We start from the raw sequence: 15,281 nt of genomic DNA, 5'->3' as shown, positions 1-15,281 counted from the left end.
CGATTTATGCTATTTTTTGAGCAAAGATTGCAGTCTGCTAAAATGGCGAAACGAACAAATTGGAGAATTGGGAAAATGTTAGCGGAAAACACTCATGAACAGAATATGAAGTCGGTTGCCTGGATTGCCTATGTGGCACTGGTAGCGGGCTTTTTTACAGGTGGCCTTGGCTTCTTAGTTGGTCTGATTATCGCTTATCTGAAGCGCCAAGAGGCCGCAAAGACGATCTACGGCACTCATTTCGATTACATAATTGCGACGTTCTGGTGGGGTGTTTTCGGCCTTCTTGCTGGATTCGCAACAATCTTTGTCCTCGTCGGCTTTCCGATCCTGATTTTCACGGGATTCTGGCTCCTGTATCGCCTCGTGAAGGGCACTATAGCGATGTGGGAAGGAAAGCCTGTTCGATAAATGGAGGCCGAATAATTCAAGCTACTCGGGAATACGTTCAGGCAAGCCAATTTCTCCTTAATTCCTAAATGGCAGGTTCAAACATGCATGTTTGGCGGCTATTCTATAAGGAACGGATTTTCTCAAGGTTTGTGGTTATGGAAGATATTCAGCTTAAATCGGCATTGGGCATCAAGACCCTTCTCGGCGTCAAAGGCCTTGGTCCGACGACGATGAATAAAATTCTTGATAAGTTTAAGACCCTTGGTGATGTGATGAATTCCTCTGAAGAGAATTTAAAAGGCGTGGCCAACGCACCTGTTCGTCGTATTCTGATGGAAGATCGTTCAGCAATTAGCCAAGCAGTTGATGCTGCGGAAGGAGAGCTGTTCGACGCTCGTGAAATGGGTGCGGTTGTCTTCAGTATCTTTGATGAAGGATATCCAAAGCGGCTGGCCGCGACGCCAGATGCGCCCCTTGTGATCTATACCAGTGGTGACATGAACCTGCTGGATCGCTCCGTCGCTTGTATTGGAACGCGCAGCCCAACTGATTTCGGTGCGGCCGTGGCTCGTCGTGTGACCGCGACATTGGGAGAAGCTGGCTGGACTATCGTTTCAGGTCTCGCAAGAGGTGTGGATTCGATTGCGCACAACGTCGCTCTTGATCTCAAGGTGCCGACCGCCGCCATCGTTGGCTCTGGAATCGATGTGTACTCATCGGATGCAGCATTCGATTTGGTCGAGCGCATCGTCAACAGTGGCGGCGTCGTGATCTCTGAGCAGCCTTTGGGTAAGGAGCATGATCCAGCATCACTCATTCGTCGAAATCGTATCCAGACGGGGGTCTCGGCCGCTACATTCTTCATGCAGGGCGACATGGATGGTGGATCGATGCATGCGGTGCGCTACGCTCTACTGCAGGGTCGCCCAATCTACGTTCCTGGCATTCCTGAGACCTACAAGGCAGAGGCATTGAACCACGCTGCGATCAACATGGCTCGCATGCCTGCCAAGGATTTCGGCAGGCTCATTGCTGCGAAAGACAGCATCATGGAGGCTATTGAGAACCTGCAACGCGACCATGTCGGCATCGAGATAACAGGTAGGGACTACTACCCTCAGATGCTGGCCGATCTGGATCAGCTCTTGGTTGACGAGCAAATGGATGCCACGCCGTCTGGTCCGTCCATGTGATGGCCTATTCGAAGCCTAGGCTCAAAGGTTCCCATTCAACCCCCGAATTCGCCCTGATTTTGCGAATGAGTTCGACCGTTTGCCTGCGGTCGATTTCGATAGCGCCGAGGCTCATCGCGCGTTGTCTACGCATGAGGCAGACATCATAGTGCGGCGACGATAGAGGCTGAAACCACGATAGCCTCATGCCGATCTTCAAAGCCATGTCATGAAGTTCATGTGGCGTGTCTGCTAGCATGTGGCACATGATCATATTGCGATACGGCGTACGCGTCTTGTCGACGTAAACAGCCATGGCTATTCGGCTGTCACGGTTTTGGGCTGCATAAGCTCGGGCCAGATTTCCGCAAGCAGCTCGTAACTTGCGTCGAAGTCCAACAATGCGAACTCCTGACGGCCTTGCTCGCTCCAGTCGACACCTTTGGTATAGCCGAGCTGGCGCAAGTGGGCGTTGATGGAGTTTACGACGCCCTTGTCGGCATAGGGATGTTCCAATCCGGTCCAATTGTCTTCGTACCAGTCGCGTGGATTGAATGAAGCCGTCGCGTAGCTATGAGCGTAAGTGATCACGCCGTCTTCGATCTCCGTATGTTCGGGCGCGACCTCGATCTTCAGCGAGATATCGAACGTCTTCTTCGTACCACGCGCCATACTCGCGGTCCCATTGGAGGTCACTGAGATAACCCCAAAATCCTTGACCAGCACGGATGGAGAAGATGACGGCCGTTCGGCAAGAGATTTGAGAGAGCGGATAATACTATCGGGATCAAGCTTACTACCGTCGCCAAGATTCGATGGTGTCATGCCATCCAAAAGCAAGAAGTCGATCTTATCCTTGGCGATCTCATTCGTGAAAAGCGGGTGGTGGATATAAGCGCGGAGTTCCGTAAGGCGGTCGTTTTCGCCTAATGGCGATCCGATGGTGAACAGGCATTTGTCAGTGCCCTCAGCCAGGACTGTAAGCAGGTGAGAAACCATTTGGTTCGTATTGTTTCTCTTAGCGACAACGGTTTCCGTAAATACGCGAATGGCTTCCTCAGCATGATCTGTATTATTCAAAGAAAATCTTAGTGTGTCATCGCGGAAGTGACCGCGATTTTGGTGAATGGCAAACACGTCAATAATTTTCATCGTCCTCTCCACTATGAAATGCTTATTTCACGAAATTCGTGAAAACTCAACTCTTGTGGGGCTGAGAATTTGTGCTTTCTTTGAATTCCCTTATTAATAAACATGAAGAGCGTCAATTTGCACCTTCGTAGATTGCATTATTTTCTCTTCAAATGGATCACTGATTGAATTGAAGGAACTCAATATGACCCTTGATCAAATTGAAGAAATGCGCTGCCGTGGAGCAAAGACCGAAAACGACGCAAAAGCCGCCGCGACTGCTGCAGGTTGGTATGAGAATGCCGATGGAGATTTTGAACGGAAGCTACCGAATGGGGCGCTCGACATCGTACATAATGTGTCTCCCAGCGATATCGGTGGCTGGTCTACTTTGTGCGACATGGAAGAGATCGAAGTTCTGGCGGAACCAGTGATCTTGATCGACGACGCAGCCCTCAAAGAGGCCGCCGATTATTATTATGACGTAGCCGAGGTTTATGAGAACGACGACATCGATCCAAAAGATCAAATCTCCGTTTTGAAATATGCATTTTCGTCGTCTGACTGCGATGATTTCGCTTATGTCCTCCACAAGCTGACGAACTATCGGGTCGTAGAACAGCGTTGGACAGGTCCCGATGGCTTTGGGCATCATTCTCTTGTTCAGGCCCATGACGGACGTCTGTTGGATGTCCATGGTTGGATCGATGAACTCACGCTGGAGAAGCGTTATGGCCTCGACCGCAAAGGGATTAGTTCCCGGCTGGAGGAGACGAAGCCAAATCCGATGTCAGATTTCGACAGCCATAATGAAGATGGGATAGAACCCAGACTCAGTCGCATCGTCTCGGTAATCCGCAACCTGCCATATGCGCCATTCAATGACCCTTGGTTTCAGAAACTCACACGAAAAGAGGTACCAGGGGTCGACATTCCCGACAGCTCTTTTGCCGCCCCGAAGCCAAATTGATCAGATTGGGCGCGGCATCTCGCTTGGTAGTCGCGCCTCGTATCTCTCAATGATGTCTTCGGTGAGCGGTGTCACCATACCCCACACGCCGTCAACATGAAATTTCTGACCAGTCGAAAGCTCGACCATCGAGCTGCCTGGCAGCGGCGAAGGACTGATAATCATTGTTTCGAGCTGTTCGTTAGAGAAATCGCAACTAAAGGTGATGGCCTCCTTGATCTGCTCCTCGTTGGTCATCTTTGAAATCTTCAGGAGCATGTCGTCAGCTCCAATGTTCGGCAGATGCTCGTCGATAATGTCGGAAATCATTTTGTGAGCGCCATCCTCATTCGGATACTTCATGGCATGTTCAGGCAGGAGGACATTCCAATCGAATAGTTTGTAAATAACCAAGCCACGTGCATCGCTCTCCGGGTCGACTTCGGCCGCGTCATCGAACATGTCAAATAGGGTGTCGTCGCCGACGAGATGATAAAAAATCCCAGGTGCCAATTTCACGGGCACTTTCTCCGATAGAATTTCAGCAAGCTGGTTTGCTGCTTCTCTTGTCTGAGGTGCGGACCAAGTTCCCATATTAATCTCCTTGAGTGGTATGCATACTCAACCTTCTCTGATGGCGATACGTTTCACAACACCGCATCGTCTGAAACATGAATGAGACTGCACCAATTGAGGAATAATCCCAAAATCGCTTGAGTTCTTTGACGGCTAGTCAATAATACAGATCTCAAATAATAGGAGACGTGGATGGGAAGCGCTTTTTACAACGCAATCGGATATGGCATGCCGTGGCATGATTTCGAGAATGAGGTAATTCTTGATTGCGAAGCGCATAAGACCAAGCAGGTTTTCGAAAACATCTTTGACAGTGCGACAGATGAAATGCTGACTGTTCCGCTGGAGGAACATAACAAGGTTTGGTACGGCACTGACCCTATCCCGTCGTTTAGCGAACTACGGCTTCTTTCAAAGACTTATACGGACGGAAACCGGAAACCTGCCGATATCGGAAGGGCGGAAGATCTCTATCAACTGGTCTTTGGCCCTGACGACCGTGATCCTCGACACATCATCTTTTTCCCAAATCTCACGTATCGGAAGGAATGGTGTCGTCGGAGTGACTACCTCGATCAGATGATTGAGCGCTGGCGGCCAGGTATGACGGAAGATAATTGGCGTCCTGAGGATCGCATTCGCTACCTGAATGAAGGTTTTGACGTTTTCTGCCATTACATCATGGAGCCTGACGGTACACCAATTCGTATGGACGATTATCGTTTCCCAATCACTCCGGAGGAACAGAGATGGAAGGAAAACTTAAAGGTTGTTCCTCAGATTCCGAGTGAAATTCGTTGGTATCTTAAGAAACTGGGTATCATGAACGATGCTGGTATTAATAAATTGCGCCCAATTATTGCTTATTGGTGGACCTGAACGATGCTACGGGGCAGGGGAGTTCTTGTAAGAGAAAATTGCGTCTGCAAATTCGCTGACTTTTTCGACGACTTCCCCAAAATCCTTCGGCATCTTTGTAGAGCGATTTGCCTGCACCAACCAGCGCTCCCATGCTTCCTGATTTGCGGCCGCGTATTCTGATGTGAGACCAGGGACTTCGCCAATGTCTGAGGGGATATCCTGGTTGCGATCCGTGAATGTGGTCTCCAACGCATAAGCGAGGTCAGCTCCGTCAATCCCAATCTCCGACAGAACGTATAGGTCGTTGTAGTCCTTGATGCGGGTATTGGTCATTCCGTTCTTGATGATGGCTGAGAGCTTTTCCGAAACGACGAATTCTGGAGGGGTCATCAGGATGCTGCCGCCTGAAACGCGAGGATGCATCGACTTGAAGCTGGTCGCAGCAAGGTTGGATGGCTTGGTGCCGCCGAAGCCGATATCGCTATGGAAATCGACGAACTTGGTGCCGATGTAGGCGCGGACCATCACGCGCAGGCCTTCGTGATCACCAGCGTGTTCCAGTTTCCTGATCTTCTTGAATTCGAATCGACAGCCGTCCTGGCAGTCGATCTCTTGGGCTGACTGGAACAGTGTGACGACGTCTTCGTGCTTCTCGGGGACGTGGAGATGAATGTCGACATCGTAGGTTGAACGAGCGTGTTCGGCGAGTTCCGGTCGTAGCCACCAGACCATACCGCCCTTGAGTACGACCTTGTCAGCTTTGTCAGCCATGTTCAGGCGGACGATGAAGCGCTCCATGACATACCTGCGCATGGCGTCGAGAGGATCGAAACCAGAGTTCTTCGCGCGTTGTCTGATGGATTCTGCGATCTGGTCGCCTGGCTGCATATCGGTAGTCCTGCTGAAATCGAAGTCACCTGATGATGGCTTCGACCTCAGCATTGGACAAACGAGTTAGTTGATCTGCGAGAGGTAGAAGTTCAGACGCTCGACAGCTTGTTCGCCCTGCTTCTGAGCGAAATCGAGCAACTCAGCGCGATCCACACCTTCAGCGATGGCTTCGCGAACGAGTTCTTCGACCGAGAAACGGTCCTGAGAGACGTCGTCACGGACAGCATCGACAACAGTGCGAACTGGATCAGCGAGACGATACCAGCCGCCCTCAACGTCCTTACGGACTTCAACGCGATCCAGAATGTTGTCCGTGACAACCGGAACCACATTCGAAGGAAGTGGCTTGCCGACATACTCTGGAAGCAGGGCGACGAAGTAGACATGCGTGTTGGCAGTCGTCCAGCCACGGAGAGCGGCTGCACTGACACCCGTGATGACGCCCTGCGGGCACAGCTTGCAGGTGTTGGAGAGTTCAGCAAGGGCGGCGGCCATGTCGATGTCATCGGATACAAAGCGGCTGGCTTCGAAACGTTCAGCACGTTCCTGATCTTCTGCCCAGACTGGTTTGGTGCCATCCATCAGATGACAAACGTCGTCGATGGAGAGGTTCAGGACTTCACAAGCCTCAACATAGGTGAGACCGTTGCGGTCCATCCAGCCGTTGAAATCTTCCTTTGTCCAGGCACTCGACATTATTTTCTCCTTATTCGTGCTCGATATAGCATTTTAGGAGGGCGACATCAACATCAAATTTGTTTATTTATTCAGATTTTCTCGAATATATTTGACATATTTAAGGTAGAAATGTAGAAGCCACATTAATACGCGCAGTACGCGAAGCTAAAGGAGATACTGGTTTGTTCAGTTATGGTTTGTGGGCGGCCGCGACCGCCGCAATTTTCATGATTAATGGCGTTCTCGTCACTGGTCGATTTTCAGTGGGGATGGGTATTCTCGGTGCCATCCTCGGCTGGGTTGTGTCTTATGTTTTCATGCTACCCCTCGATCCCTGGTTGGTTGAATCCATTTTCGCCATCCTGATCTTCTGGGCGATTTCGTTCTTTGCCTCTGCATTGTTCGCACGAAGTGAAGCAGAGACATTGGGTTTGGCGATTATCGCTTATGCTGTCGTATTTTTCGGGTTCCTCATTGTCGCGTTTGTGTCGACTCACGGCATGATTAATGCGGAAAAATACGCAAACCTTGTGAAGCCTGTAGTAGCCAGTCGTGATGCGGCAATGCCACTGACTGACCAGACACAGGTTCGCCTCGTGACCTCTGCAATGGCTCGTAAGCGGGCAGCTGAATTGATTTCCAGCTCTGATGAGCAGGGTGTCGGTTCGCGCGTCACTATCGGTGACATGTGGGGCAACGAAATCAATGGCAAGTTCTTCTGGGTGGCTCCGCTGGAGCATTCGAGTTTCTTCCGATACATGAATTTCGGAACGACGCCTGGCTACATCATGGTTTCACAGGCCAATGAGCTGGACACCAAGTTTGTTCAGAACCATCCGATCAAGATCGGTGAGGGAGCCTTCTTCAACGATTCTGTCGGTCGTCGCGTCTACTCGGCAGGCTATATTAATTACCGCTATGATGAGCCGATCTTTCAGATCGATCCTGAAGGCGTTCCGTATTGGATTGTGCCGCTCATGTATCCAACGGTAGGCTTCTCTGCCTATCAGCCAGTGAAGTGGGTCGTCATCAATGCGACGACTGGCGATTTGAAGGAATATTCGAAGCCTGAAGATGTTCCGGCATGGATCGACCGCGTCTACCCGCAGGAGAAGGTTGCAGAGCGTTTTGACGATTGGGGTTGCTACTCTCAGGGTTGGTGGGCTTGCGCGATCTCGGGCAACAACGTGATCCAGAGCACCAAAGGCATCTCTGTCACCATCGATCCGAATGGCAAGATCGTCTACTACTCTGGCACTCAGTTTCAGAACGCGAAATCGGAAGGTGCATCCTCTGGCGTTTATATCGCTGACGCTCGTACGGGCGACATCACCTTCTATCAGCGCGCTGGCATCACCGAAGAAACGGCCCGTGAGGTTCTGACGCAAGCATACTCGAACTACCGTGGCTACGAAGCTGCCGAGCCAATCCTGATCTCGATCAACGGCAACGAAGCCTACTTCTCGATTGTCGTGGATGGTTCTGGCGTTCGTAAGGGCTTCGCTATCGTCGCTCAGGACAACCGGAACATCGTCGGTATCGGATCGTCCGTACAGGCCGCTGTGACCGAATATAGCCGTGCTCTGCAGCGTTCCTCGCGCGACAGCGCCTTTGAGGCCAAGCATGACGCCGAGAGCGAAGCCATTGAAGGTCTCGTCGTGACGCACATGCCTTATGTCCAGAACGGTAAGACGAACTTCTACGTCTCGATTGACACGGTTCCGAACAAGATTTTCGAGATCACGGAAGAGAAGATCGGCGACATCGTGGTGACCAAGGTCGGTGATCCGGTTCGCATGGAGATCGAGAACATCAATCCTGGTGTCGTATTCGTGACGAAGTTCAAGAACCTGCGCGTCAACATCGCTGAGGAAGGTGTCCAGAGCATCGTCGACAACGAGAATAGCGAAGTGATGAAGCGGTATAAGATGGACAAGGAACGTCAGCGTCTCAAGGGCATCACTGATGGCCTGACCAGTGAGGAACTCGATAGGATGATTGAGGTCATCTTCGAAGAGCGGTCGCGTTGGAAAACTGGCGGTCAGCAGAATTAAAAATCTCCGAGATTATCCTCGGTGCAGACGCTCGCCTCCAAGTGAGGCGGGCGCTTTTTTGTTTAAAAAACGTTGACGTCTACCTGATTTTACTGCCCAATTATATAATTCAACGTCGGTATGCAGGGCCAAAAACCCCTTATCCCGAGCAAAATAAGAAAGGAATTAAAATGAATAATATTAGTTACAATCGTCCAGCATTGAATGAAGACGGTTCTGTTAAAAATAACGGCGCGTCCCTTCTGGAGTGCTTAGTGGTGTGGCTCGGGTGTTCGGCATTATTAGTCGGGGGTATGTTTGGATGTCGTAGCCTCATGGAGTACACGGAGCGGACAAAGGACTATACCGTCATGAATTACGTGCTAGTTGCCATGCTTGCTGCGTGCGTCTTTATATCAATTCTCTTAGTTCGTTTGATAAAGAGGGCTAAGGAGACAATGAACCACGAGGTCATGCTTGAACTCAAAGCTGATGTTTCGGCATCCATTCTCGATGTCGTTCCAGCTGTAATTGGACCGATTTGGAATGGAGAATATGCGCTTTCCGTTAATTATCATGATCGAAACAAGGCGACCCTTTCTGTGTTCGTAAATAACAAGTCTCCTGAGGTGCTTGGTTCAATTATGAAGGCAATCCGAGAAAATGGAATTTCCGTAACTCGCAATCAGAGTGGACGGGACAAGGATTTTGCTCCCGAATATCGATAAACAAATTGAGGGATTTCGAAAGCGACTACGGCGGTGCTTTGTCGATTGCAGGCGACCAATGAACTATGTCGGCAAGCCATCATCTGGATAGACTAATGACCAATATCAAAACTGAAATCATTCGACGCATGGAGATCGCAGCGGGCATGTTTGGCTGGTCTCCAGCACACGTTGAAGGCTTCAAGGCAGGTGTGGATGAGGCGCTTGGAAAGACCGACGACATTTACGACATAATTTGGAAGGAGTTCGATCAGGACGATATCGACAGCTTCTACTTTAAGAAACGAGAGACGGAATTGTCTCATGATGATTTGGTGACACTCGGCCGTTATGAGGCCTGGCTTACCGTGAGATCATGGCTAAGACCTGATCCAGATCCAACTCTCGATGCCGCTACCAGAGAAGCGCATTCGTGGTGGGACTCCGAAGTGTGTGGCTGCGCGAAAGAGGATGCGGACATCGAGGTCGACAAGCAGTTTGATATTGATCAGCTGCTCACCATTCAATCTCGCGAAGAGTGGATTAAATGGCTGGTTGAACAGCACAAAATCCACCTTTCTGAAGGCTCGGCAGGCTACTCAGATTTGGTCCTAGAGAAGCACCACACACCAAAGTTCGTCGTCGATAACGGCAATGATCAGGGAGTGGCCATTCTGGACGGCTGGCACCGTTTCGCTGCCGATATTGCCACAGATACTCGGCAGGCAGTTGCCGTTATAATCCGGCCGAAGCCGTCGCTCGATGATGACGGCAACAAGTTCACCATCTGATAAGCTAAAGTTTCAGTCCTGAATGATGTTCTCAGAAGGGGAGAAGCGCGCCTGATCCATCGTCATGCTTTGGAGGCCAGGATTCATTCTATATCTAAATGGACGGGATGAAATAACGCAAAACAAAATAAAAACTCAAAATTAATTGACAAATCCATTTAAATTCTGCTTATTGACAGGAATATGTATCCAGATAAAGGGGCCTGAACATGGGTTGGAAAGCAATTAAAGAGCATTACGAAATCAAGCACAATGTTCACGTTAGAGGAGGGTTGATCACCATTGGATCAGCATACGTCCCAGATATTATCGCCTTCGATTTTGAAGGAAAAATTCACAAGAAGGACGACTTGTTTGTGCGCGAAGGCAATGAGCTGGATCGGGTTTATAAGGCGCTTGTATCCGATCCAGAACTGCTTCTCAAATTAATCAGGCAGGAAGACGTCTTCGAGCGTTCGATCCGCGTCTACTCATACGAAGGCGCTGAAATCACAGAGCATTTCTGCGAAGAACTCGGTTGGCCAAATCTTACCCATGACGGCCAAATGATGTACAATAATCGATTCACTACTGATCGCAACGAAGCCATTGAATGGGCGTTGGAGGATGCCGAGTCTGCCGTGGAATGGGAAGATAAACGGCTTGGCGACCTTCAAAAAGAAATTGAAGAAACCAAGACTCGACGAGATCGATATGCTGCTAACATCGAAACCCTGAAGGCACTTTCTAGCTCTGAAGGAAAGTGAGCACGGCTGCTTTGTACAGGCTAAGCGAAGTAATCAAAAATCAGGAGAAAAACTCATGGGCGTTAAAGCCATCAAGGAACACTACAAAATTGGTCATATCGTGCATAAGGTTGGCGACAACGTTTATATCGGGTCGCCCATGGTACCGGATTTGATCGGCATCACAGCTGAAGGTGTGATCATCAAGCCTTACGAGGATTTGTGGGATCGGAAAGGCGAACTCATGCGGTATCAAAATGAAATCAAAGCTGATCCCAGCCTGTTCGTAGAGCTTCTAAACAAGGCAGATGAATTCTCGGAATCGACCATTGTCTACACGTGGGATGGCAACGAGATCGTCGAGGATACGGCCGAGAAGCTCGGATTTCCCAACACCACGCATTCTGGTGTTCTTCAGTACGACAAGTCGCATTTCACAGATAAACGCGAGGCTGTCGAATGGGCATTGAAAAACGCGAATTCAAGCGCCGAATTTTACAATGAGCGGATCGATGTCCTGAAAAAGGATATCGAGGCTGTAGAAGCCAAGGTCGCCAAAAACAAAGGCGATGCCGAAATGCTTACGCGAATGCTGGAGGATATTGATAGCGGGAATCTGGTTATTAACGACTGGAAACGAAAATAAGATTTTGGAATGTTAGAGGCGCGGGGATTTCGTAATTAATTGCGGGGTTCTCGCCTTTTTATTTGAATAATTTATTGACAACCCATTCAATAATGATATTAATTCTCGTATCCAAAAGGGGCGAGAAATGTCGAAGACAATCACTTATGCAATTGGTGATGTACACGGTCGAGCTGATCTTCTGAATGCGATTATTGCTCACGCTGTAAATGACGCCTCTACCCATGGTGCCGCGCCCCGTTTTATCTTCCTCGGCGATATCTGTGATAAAGGGCCTCGTTCGCGTCAGGCCATGGACATGGTTGCCGAAGCTCTCGTTGAATACGAAGGTTCTATCGTCCTCAAGGGCAATCATGACGATCTATTTCTGAAGGCCATTCACGAGCGTGATCGCCGTTATGCAGCCGCTTGGATTTCGCGCGGCGGCATTGAGACGCTGGCTTCTTATCACTACGGTGACCTGAACGAGGCTATCGAACTCGTGCGAACCATGCATGGCGATCACCTGCGTATGTTTGCAACCGCCAAGTCGATGGCTGTCGTAGATGGCATCGTGTTTGCTCATGCTGGCATCGATCCGAAGGCCTCGCTGGCTGATCAGAACGAGAAAGACCTGATGTGGATCAGGGACCCGTTCTTGGAATATGTCGGCCATCTGCAGAACGTAGTCGTGCACGGCCACACTGTCGTTGGTGACAAGCCTGTCGTTACCGAGAACCGTATTTCTATCGACACTGGTGCTTATGAAAGTGGCCGTCTGACTGCCGTCGCAATTGAAGATGGCTCGTACCGCTTCTTTCAGACCGATGGCAGTGCGAAATCTGTCGTCGATGTTGAACCAATTCGCCTTGATCGCGGTCTCGGTACTGTGCTCAACAAGAATGAATACGTTGAATTCGCGATGGCAGCTTAAGTTGGGTTACTTGGAACGGGAAAATGAAAATCCATAAGAGAGAAATGATCGTTAACAAGGCTGAGGCCAAGTTCGGACTCGATTCATCCAGTCATTTTATCGAAATCGGTGAAATGGAATATGCCGATGTATATTTCGTATTCAACGAGATTGAGCGGTACTGGATCGCTGCCGCGCGCCGTGGATTGTCTGAAACACAGGCCGCAACTGAATGGCCCACCTATAGCCTCCCTGAAGATCCGTTGACCTCGTCCCTGAAGATGCTCGGCGATGTGTTCGCAACCTCTGTCGCTGAAAACCAGCTGACTTATGGTGAGATCGCCCGCATCCTGTCGACCCTCCGGTCTTCTAAAGCCAAGTATCACATCCGGGCTGAGCGTCATCCCGAAGATCCAGACAAGCCAGGAGGCGTGGAGTGAGGGTCGAGCTGTTCGTCAATCTGGATAACAATACAGGCATCGCCGCGCTCGATGGTGAGCCGCTGACATCAGTTGATCAGCTCCCGTCGTTTCTGGTTGAAATTCATTCGTTCCCAGATGGCAGGACAGCTGAATCTTTTGTGCAGGGTCTCAACTATGTTGGGCTGGGGAACAGCGTCGTCTATGACTGGAATGTCGGCACCACCGAAGCAAACAGAATTGTCATCATCGGTCGCCTTGATGAACCTCGTCGTGAAGGAAATGCAGTCAACGACTGTTTGAAATTCGTAGACCATACTTACGGCAAGCACGACTCGGCAGCCATCGCTCGCCATCTGGACAGAGTCACTGCAGAACGTGCACGGGATCATGCTGCTGATTCCACTGCCGCGCAGCCAATTCTCGACGCATTTGTCGCTGCAGGCGGATCGCGCTTTGAAGGGCAACCAACTGGCTTTGAATTTGGCCGTGGATTCCTGCGTGTCAAAAACTCTCAAGGCGACTTGATGCAGGTGTCTTTCAAGGAGCCTTCTGGTCCGTATTCGGTCGAAACCTCCTGCGGTGAACTTTTCCAGTTTCATCCTCAGCATAAAGCACTCGTTCACTCGATCTTGCAGGAGAACGGATTTGAGACGGACGAGTTCGACATCAAAGTGAGCGGTATTGCCACCATCTCCGAAGTGATTGTGATCTCTGAAAAAATCTCGTCTGCATTGAAACAGGCTGAGGAAGCCAAGACGAAGGCCATTCGTGATGCCTATGTCGCTACGATCAAGATGACCCCGAAACGTAAAAAACTGCTCGCACATGCCCATTCTGCGGGCGGCCTGCATGCTTACAGCAAGCGATCCAATCCTCGTGCGAGATGCGGTGCGTTCGACATTAGCAACGGTGAGATCAATGATCTGATGACAGCTGGTTGGATCGAGAGCGGTGGTGTTGGTTATGTCGTCACCGAGAAGGGGCGACTGGATGCGGGCATCTTGGAAGGAGAAATGGCATGAAACAGCCGAAGATTGGCGATGAAATCGAATTGTCGGTGATGGATGACGACCTGGGTCGAAAGGTCCAGTTTGTCGGTGAGACGCAGCCTTATGCGGATCAAGGGGTCTTTGATGTTCTGGACCAGTTTGGAGAACATAGCCTGGTCGAGTACGATGGCCACACTTGGTCGACGGTGAGTCCGTTTGCGGTTCTAGAGACGTGGTGATGGAAGAAGACGAATTCGAGATTATTGCAATTGAGGAAGCTGACCTTTGGGGCGGCCCTGAACACCTCGTGTCCTTTCATCCAGATGAAGAGGGCCGCTTGATTGGCTTGTTGCCGCTTAAGCGACTTGCCGAGTTCAATCCATTCGAGATTTCGCCTTGGCACGACGGTGAAGGCGTATCCATCGAAGGTGTGAAGGCGGCGATTGAGGCTTCCCGCTTCGAAAACGAGCCATATTCAGCCGTCAAATCTGTTTATGATCGATCTTGGGGCGCGGCCAAACACGAAGAGCGGATCGCCTATCTCGTTCAGAACGGCTCCGATGAGCCAATCGAGATCGAGTTCAATTCACCTGATGGCGGCTCGACCAGCGTCTATGATGGATATCATCGTCTGGCCGCAGCCATATACAGAAATGACGAGACCATTCGGGTTGAACTCGGCGGTTTTCTCTCTGGATCTGTTACAGCTCTGGGAATAATAATTCCGGACTACCAGCGACTTGGCAAAATCGAAGATAATGCTTTGAATTTTTAAACAATATACCGTTTATTTTCTGGATAATTTTGTTGCTATTTATATGTCGTTGGTGTTTAAATGCCCGCGAAGAGGAATTTAATTATGAGCATCGAAAAGTTAGAGAAACTTACTGATGAAGTGAAGGCAATTTGTGCAGCTTGGTTTGGCATGCTTGAGCCGAATAAAGGTGTGCTTCGATTTGGCATGAAGGCGGTTCGTCCTACCAAGCGTGCTCAGGATGCGTTGGACACTCTCGTAAGCGACGGCATTGTGAAGCGCATGGAGGAAGCTGATGGCGGCGTCCAATACGTGCCGATCATTGATTGCAGCGATCTGTTGCCGTGGTTTGAAGCAAACCATGATCGCCAGGATTTCGTTGGGGCATTGGTCGAAAAGACTGATCCGAATGCGGATACGAAGATGGTTATCACGATGTCGCCTGACGGCGATCCGCGTGTCGTGGTCATGCACAGTTTCATGAATGACATTATGAAGCTGACGCGTGAGCAGCATCAGCAATTTCTGTTGTTCCTTGACAATTGGGGCTATTTCAAACCGAAGAAGAAGGATGACGCCCTTTATCGGGATCAGCTTCGATCTATGATCTCAAAATCTCTCAAGAAGACGCGAGAGATTTCCAGCAAGGACGCTGGTAAGTAGGAGATCGA

At 50.0% G+C, this 15,281-nt stretch carries 20 protein-coding genes; 15 read left to right on the top strand and 5 right to left on the bottom strand.

Annotated elements, in window-relative coordinates:
- Window positions 1-75: 75 nt before the first annotated feature.
- Window positions 76-411 (top strand): hypothetical protein, encoded by a 336-nt coding sequence (locus QU595_RS12605; protein ID WP_315922432.1) that lies wholly within the window; start codon window positions 76-78, stop codon window positions 409-411.
- A 137-nt stretch (window positions 412-548) separates the two neighbouring features.
- The gene (locus tag QU595_RS12600; protein ID WP_315922430.1) at window positions 549-1,586 is read left to right on the top strand and encodes a DNA-processing protein DprA; all 1,038 of its coding nucleotides are present in this window, start codon (window positions 549-551) and stop codon (window positions 1,584-1,586) included.
- 4 nt (window positions 1,587-1,590) lie between these two features.
- On the opposite strand, the gene QU595_RS12595 is transcribed toward QU595_RS12600, so the two are convergent.
- Together QU595_RS12595 and QU595_RS12590 are read right to left on the bottom strand one after the other, a co-directional pair.
- Window positions 1,591-1,881 (bottom strand): DUF4031 domain-containing protein, encoded by a 291-nt coding sequence (locus QU595_RS12595; protein WP_315922428.1) that lies wholly within the window; start codon window positions 1,879-1,881, stop codon window positions 1,591-1,593.
- Window positions 1,882-1,883: 2 nt separating this feature from the next.
- Entirely contained in the window at window positions 1,884-2,717 is an 834-nt protein-coding gene (locus QU595_RS12590; protein ID WP_315922426.1) for a hypothetical protein, read from the bottom strand.
- A gap of 184 nt (window positions 2,718-2,901) precedes the next feature.
- Here QU595_RS12590 and QU595_RS12585 point away from each other — a divergent pair, with 184 nt between their 5' ends.
- Window positions 2,902-3,666 (top strand): hypothetical protein, encoded by a 765-nt coding sequence (locus QU595_RS12585; RefSeq protein WP_315922423.1) that lies wholly within the window; start codon window positions 2,902-2,904, stop codon window positions 3,664-3,666.
- On the opposite strand, the gene QU595_RS12580 is transcribed toward QU595_RS12585, so the two are convergent.
- Window positions 3,667-4,239, bottom strand: coding sequence for a hypothetical protein (locus tag QU595_RS12580; RefSeq protein WP_315922421.1), 573 nt, complete (start codon window positions 4,237-4,239; stop codon window positions 3,667-3,669).
- A gap of 174 nt (window positions 4,240-4,413) precedes the next feature.
- Here QU595_RS12580 and QU595_RS12575 point away from each other — a divergent pair, with 174 nt between their 5' ends.
- On the top strand, window positions 4,414-5,100 hold the full coding sequence (locus QU595_RS12575; protein ID WP_315922419.1) for a hypothetical protein: 687 nt from the start codon (window positions 4,414-4,416) through the stop codon (window positions 5,098-5,100).
- Between the two features lie 6 nt (window positions 5,101-5,106).
- Here the strand turns inward: QU595_RS12575 and QU595_RS12570 are convergent, their stop codons facing one another.
- On the bottom strand, window positions 5,107-5,970 hold the full coding sequence (locus tag QU595_RS12570; protein ID WP_315922418.1) for a nucleotidyl transferase AbiEii/AbiGii toxin family protein: 864 nt from the start codon (window positions 5,968-5,970) through the stop codon (window positions 5,107-5,109).
- Between the two features lie 66 nt (window positions 5,971-6,036).
- The gene (locus QU595_RS12565; protein WP_315922416.1) at window positions 6,037-6,669 is read right to left on the bottom strand and encodes a hypothetical protein; all 633 of its coding nucleotides are present in this window, start codon (window positions 6,667-6,669) and stop codon (window positions 6,037-6,039) included.
- 164 nt (window positions 6,670-6,833) lie between these two features.
- Between QU595_RS12565 and QU595_RS12560 the strand changes: the two genes are divergently transcribed.
- The 11 genes from QU595_RS12560 (at window position 6,834) to QU595_RS12510 (ending at window position 15,273) form a co-directional block, all read left to right on the top strand.
- On the top strand, window positions 6,834-8,705 hold the full coding sequence (locus QU595_RS12560; protein WP_315922414.1) for a hypothetical protein: 1,872 nt from the start codon (window positions 6,834-6,836) through the stop codon (window positions 8,703-8,705).
- Window positions 8,678-9,412, top strand: a complete 735-nt coding sequence (locus tag QU595_RS12555; RefSeq protein WP_315922412.1) for a hypothetical protein — start codon at window positions 8,678-8,680, stop codon at window positions 9,410-9,412. Before QU595_RS12560 ends, QU595_RS12555 begins: the two co-directional genes overlap by 28 nt.
- Before the next feature lie 95 nt (window positions 9,413-9,507).
- Window positions 9,508-10,182, top strand: a complete 675-nt coding sequence (locus QU595_RS12550; RefSeq protein ID WP_315922411.1) for a hypothetical protein — start codon at window positions 9,508-9,510, stop codon at window positions 10,180-10,182.
- Between the two features lie 209 nt (window positions 10,183-10,391).
- A complete protein-coding gene (locus QU595_RS12545; RefSeq protein WP_315922409.1) occupies window positions 10,392-10,928 on the top strand; it encodes a hypothetical protein in 537 nt (178 codons plus the stop codon).
- A gap of 55 nt (window positions 10,929-10,983) precedes the next feature.
- Window positions 10,984-11,553, top strand: a complete 570-nt coding sequence (locus tag QU595_RS12540) for a hypothetical protein (RefSeq protein ID WP_315922407.1) — start codon at window positions 10,984-10,986, stop codon at window positions 11,551-11,553.
- Between the two features lie 127 nt (window positions 11,554-11,680).
- Window positions 11,681-12,466, top strand: a complete 786-nt coding sequence (locus QU595_RS12535) for a metallophosphoesterase (protein ID WP_315922405.1) — start codon at window positions 11,681-11,683, stop codon at window positions 12,464-12,466.
- A gap of 23 nt (window positions 12,467-12,489) precedes the next feature.
- Window positions 12,490-12,885, top strand: a complete 396-nt coding sequence (locus tag QU595_RS12530) for a hypothetical protein (RefSeq protein ID WP_315922403.1) — start codon at window positions 12,490-12,492, stop codon at window positions 12,883-12,885.
- Window positions 12,882-13,889 (top strand): hypothetical protein, encoded by a 1,008-nt coding sequence (locus QU595_RS12525; protein ID WP_315922401.1) that lies wholly within the window; start codon window positions 12,882-12,884, stop codon window positions 13,887-13,889. Before QU595_RS12530 ends, QU595_RS12525 begins: the two co-directional genes overlap by 4 nt.
- On the top strand, window positions 13,886-14,095 hold the full coding sequence (locus QU595_RS12520) for a hypothetical protein (RefSeq protein WP_315922399.1): 210 nt from the start codon (window positions 13,886-13,888) through the stop codon (window positions 14,093-14,095). The genes QU595_RS12525 and QU595_RS12520 overlap by 4 nt, the downstream gene beginning before the upstream one ends.
- Window positions 14,095-14,631: a hypothetical protein gene (locus QU595_RS12515; RefSeq protein WP_315922397.1), complete on the top strand. Its 537-nt coding sequence runs from the start codon at window positions 14,095-14,097 to the stop codon at window positions 14,629-14,631. Before QU595_RS12520 ends, QU595_RS12515 begins: the two co-directional genes overlap by 1 nt.
- A gap of 84 nt (window positions 14,632-14,715) precedes the next feature.
- Entirely contained in the window at window positions 14,716-15,273 is a 558-nt protein-coding gene (locus QU595_RS12510; protein ID WP_315922394.1) for a hypothetical protein, read from the top strand.
- Window positions 15,274-15,281: the final 8 nt, after the last annotated feature.

Origin of the sequence: Mesorhizobium sp. SP-1A, assembly GCF_032460275.1 — a bacterium.
In the GTDB taxonomy this organism is placed as follows: domain Bacteria; phylum Pseudomonadota; class Alphaproteobacteria; order Rhizobiales; family Rhizobiaceae; genus Mesorhizobium.
Note: the sequence above shows the minus strand (reverse complement) of the source record. Positions and strands in the feature narration are given on the sequence as shown.